Source organism: Nostoc sp. JL31, assembly GCF_017114965.1.
GTDB lineage: Bacteria > Cyanobacteriota > Cyanobacteriia > Cyanobacteriales > Nostocaceae > Nostoc > Nostoc punctiforme_A.
On the sequence record NZ_JABXKO010000002.1, the window covers coordinates 1 to 3985 of the forward strand.

Below are 3985 nucleotides of genomic sequence, written 5' to 3' on the forward strand. Positions count from 1 at the left end.
CCCAGCCATACACAGATACACCCCTCTCATACGAGAAGTAGATTACCATATTTCGGTATTAGTGGGATAGGTTCATCAGTCGCCAGAATTAGTTAAATGCTGAAATTGTCAATTACTGACTTATAATATCAAGCTTGAATTTAGCAATCATACAGATAGTGTAAATTACAAACAAACATAATCCAAAGAAGATTGAGAATGCTAAATTTAGATGCCATTGATCGTACAACAATGCAATCAGTTCCATACAGTTATGCTGTGATAGAGAATTTGTTGCCCAAAGCAGCTAGTTTGGAACTTGCTGCCAGCTTTCCCCAGGAACAGTTTCGCTTATCAATAGGGTCAGGATATGGATATCTTTGGAGTGATATGCTTGCTAGTAATGAGGATATTGCTTTGATGTACAAGTTTTGCGATGCCTGCGGCGGGCGTAGCCATCGCGCCAGCCCTGAGTTGTCAGATCGTTGGCGCGATCGCATTACACAAGGAAGATTATCTTCTAATCTTAGTAATCTCAGCAGTATTTGGCGACAAATGATAGAAGAACTGTGGACACCTGCTTACCGTCAAGCCTTAACACAGATGTCTGGGGTGGAATTGAAAGACTGTGCAATGGTGATTGGGTTTCGTCGATATAATCTAGGTAACAGTCATCGCCCTCATACTGATGAACCATCGAAAGCTTTGACTCATTTGCTATTTTTCAATGAACAATGGCCTATGGACTGGGGTGGTTGTTTGCGAATTCTCTTGGACGAAAAACCAGAATCTGTCTTCCAAGATATTGCACCACTGAACCAGTTTTCGGCTGTGATTGTGCGCTCAGATAATTCCTGGCACATGGTAACTCCAGTAGCATCGACTGCACTACACTGCCGATTGGCTCTCAGGATTGCTTTTTTTCACAATCTCGATGCAGGTGCTTAATCGATAGTAAAAATCTAATCCCTACACAAAACGCGATCGCCTCTATTCCTAGAAACAAGTAGTTAACTAACAATACAAAAGGCAGTTAGCTTTCTTACAGATTATTCTGATTATATGAGTGCAACTATAGCAGTCATACATACTTTGTAAGCACATCCCCCACTTATTCACAAGTTGGGGATATGCTTACAAACGATTTAGAAATGCGATATTTTTAAACCTAATTTTCGTTTATACAGTAGTAAAGTTACACCACCCGTGACTAACATGGCAGGTATTGAATCTGATTCAGGAATTGGTGTAATTTGACCCGAACCACTTATTGTGTTGCTAAACTGGCCAAAATCATTCACTCGACGACCGGTAGTAACTAAAAAGTATTTTTGTCCTGTAACGAGTTCTCGGTTGAAAATAACAGTACTACCATTAGTAGTAGTATTTGCTATAAGAACATTGGTTAATTGTTCACTAGGATTGAAACTGTCCTGATATAAAGCTAAGAAAATATCCCATTTTCTATTTGCAGGTGGCGTAGGTTCAGATTCACCACTTATATTATATAAACCTGATTGATCAACCGTAAAATCAAATACACTGTAAGGTACACTCATTCCCAAATTCCCATCTTTTTCACCACTGATAAGAGTGGGAGGATTCCCTGGTGCTACACGCCGCCAAATCGGTTCATTTGTTGTATCTCCCTGATAAGTAAAGATAGCAGCTTTGGAGGGTTGGGCTGTAGAAACAGTAGCTAATGCTAACCCCAGAATAACCATTAATGGTTTTTGAAAAAACTTTGTTTCTAACATAAATTATCTCTTGAGATTTACTAACAGTTTGTTTCCAAATTAACCAGATTCTTCGATTTTCTAACTATGGCGTTCATCGCTCACTTTAACTTTTTGCTGTTTGGCAGCAATCAACTTTCTCTGCAAGGTAAAAGCTACACTCACAGCAAGTAAAATTCCACCAACCCCCTGAGGTTCGGGAACTGACTTTGGACTATTAAATCCATACTTTGCTAGTATTTTTTGTCCAGTTGGTGAAAGGATATAATCAGCTAGTTTGGAACCTCCAGGATTCGCATCTTTAAGTACTGTTAAACCATAGTCAGCTTGGGTTTTTAAGTTATCTGGTAATTCCACTATCTGTAAACTTGGTGAAATTTGTTGGGCAGATAAAGCACTGGTGTAATAGACTAAATAGATGTCTGCTTTGTTGATATCTTGCAGATAGTAGACTATGCTGCCCCCCGGACTATTCCTCTCTGGTGGTAATGTTCCTGATAATATTACGGCTTTACCATTCAGTTGAGCAAAGCTGCCTGGATGAATTTGTTCAGCTTTGCGAAATACTTCGACCCCGTAATCTCCCAAGGGATCGCTTACAGGTTTGGAAATACCCAATTTAACGTCGGTATCGAGAAACTTATCAAGCAGATTCTCTGTGGTGAGTGACACTTCAGGTGTAGCGATCGCATAAATAGGATTTCTGGCAAACGTTTCAACTTCCCCACTTAAGTTATTTTGATTTAGTGCAAGGACATTACCTAAATCCGCACTGGCAAAGACATCTGCCTTTTCCCCTGCTAACAGCCTATCTTTCAATGAACCAGAAGAAGCAAATTCTGTTTTGACAGAAATTCCATATTCTTGGGTAAAAGCACTAGCAACTTCCGAAAGCCCACCCCTCAAGCTACCAGCAGCATATAAAGTCACCTCAGGAGGTGCAGCCGCCAGTGTGGCTGCTAAAGTCTGTTTTGTAAAGGTAAGATTGACAACTAATGCAGTCAGCGAAGCGGCAAGCAAATACTTTTTCATCATTTTTTAATCGCTCATAGTAAGGAAAAAATTACTTTCTCGTTTTTGGTAAGCTAAAACACATATTTATTGCATAGTGAAGGAGTGAGGTTTATTGACTGCTGACAGCTGACAGTCAAGAGTTAACACTCAACAGCCAACACGACCATATATCATTTAAAAAATATGGAACAGCTTAACTAATGCTTAAACAGTCCTCGATCTGAGCGTTTAAACTTTATAAATTATTCAACGGTCTTTATGGCGTATGTTTTTATACAAGTTTGTGTTTTTGATTGAAGTTATCATACCAACTTGGTTGGATAAAATCAATTCAACTATGTAATTAAACACTGACTTTATCAAAACTTTAAGTAAAAAGTTTTTATCTTGATGAGATTACGCACATGACAACACTTCAGGAGTAACTACGACATACGACTGTGGTGCTTTTGCGATGTCTACAGCGAGCTTACCCCTACTAGAAAGCAAGCTATGTGGAGCATCTCGTAAACCCTGCGGCGTTACGCTTAGGGCGCACCCTCTCGTAGAGAAGCGATCGCACAATGCCTATGACGGGCTACGCCTACGCAACATAGCTATTTACTCTCAAAATCCGAGCAACTTCTTGCATGGCGTGGAGAATATGTTCCTCCACATTTGCTTTCTTTCACGATGAAAGAAAGCAAATGTGGAGGCATAATAGCTTATGAATCTTGTCCTTCGACAATTTCTTTTTGGATAAAACTAATTTGTGCAGCTAATTCTTGTCGAGTAGAAGCTTTAAATAGATATCGGAAAACAAACCAGATTAAGTAACCAATTCCAGTCAACTCAAAAACTAGATTTAACTGAGGAATTTCATTGATTACATCTAATACAGCTAGAATTAGCTTAACTGCAATAGTCGCTGTAATAATTGTAGCAAAACAAATAATTGGCATTTGGTACTCAGTGGAAAAGCTACCTAAGTATTTAGGCAATTGCTCCAAAAATGCAGAGATTTTCCCGCCAATTTGCTGCCGTTGAGGTAATGGTTGATTATCAGGTATTAGCAATGGTTGAGTATCAAGGTCTGAACTTTCAACTGCTGCGTAGTTTACCGCCGTAGGCATCGCTTCGGTTGATGTAATATCAATAGATTTCGATTGTTGTACTTTACTCTCTTTAAGTTTCCTATTTTCTTCAGGGATAACATTTTTATTTTGCCCTGCACGGATGTCATCTTTAGCCAACTTCATCAAAGGGGAGTAAATGGC

General features: G+C 39.3%; 5 protein-coding genes. 2 read left to right on the forward strand and 3 right to left on the reverse strand.

Annotation, left to right across the window (positions count from 1 at the left end):
- Positions 1 to 231: 231 nt before the first annotated feature.
- Positions 232 to 927 carry a 2OG-Fe(II) oxygenase family protein gene (locus HWQ43_RS00015; RefSeq protein ID WP_292728561.1) on the forward strand — a complete coding sequence of 232 codons (696 nt, stop codon included), beginning with the start codon at positions 232 to 234 and terminating at the stop codon, positions 925 to 927.
- A 197-nt stretch (positions 928 to 1124) separates the two neighbouring features.
- Here HWQ43_RS00015 and HWQ43_RS00020 read toward each other — a convergent pair whose 3' ends face one another.
- Together HWQ43_RS00020 and HWQ43_RS00025 are read right to left on the reverse strand one after the other, a co-directional pair.
- Positions 1125 to 1736 (reverse strand): PEP-CTERM sorting domain-containing protein, encoded by a 612-nt coding sequence (locus HWQ43_RS00020; RefSeq protein WP_292728563.1) that lies wholly within the window; start codon positions 1734 to 1736, stop codon positions 1125 to 1127.
- 60 nt (positions 1737 to 1796) lie between these two features.
- The gene (locus HWQ43_RS00025; protein ID WP_292728565.1) at positions 1797 to 2750 is read right to left on the reverse strand and encodes an extracellular solute-binding protein; all 954 of its coding nucleotides are present in this window, start codon (positions 2748 to 2750) and stop codon (positions 1797 to 1799) included.
- Positions 2751 to 3183: 433 nt separating this feature from the next.
- Here HWQ43_RS00025 and HWQ43_RS00030 point away from each other — a divergent pair, with 433 nt between their 5' ends.
- Positions 3184 to 3405 (forward strand): hypothetical protein, encoded by a 222-nt coding sequence (locus HWQ43_RS00030; RefSeq protein WP_292728567.1) that lies wholly within the window; start codon positions 3184 to 3186, stop codon positions 3403 to 3405.
- Positions 3406 to 3433: 28 nt separating this feature from the next.
- Here HWQ43_RS00030 and HWQ43_RS00035 read toward each other — a convergent pair.
- Positions 3434 to 3985: CAAD domain-containing protein (locus HWQ43_RS00035; RefSeq protein ID WP_292728569.1), on the reverse strand; the 552-nt coding region annotated here is incomplete at its 5' end.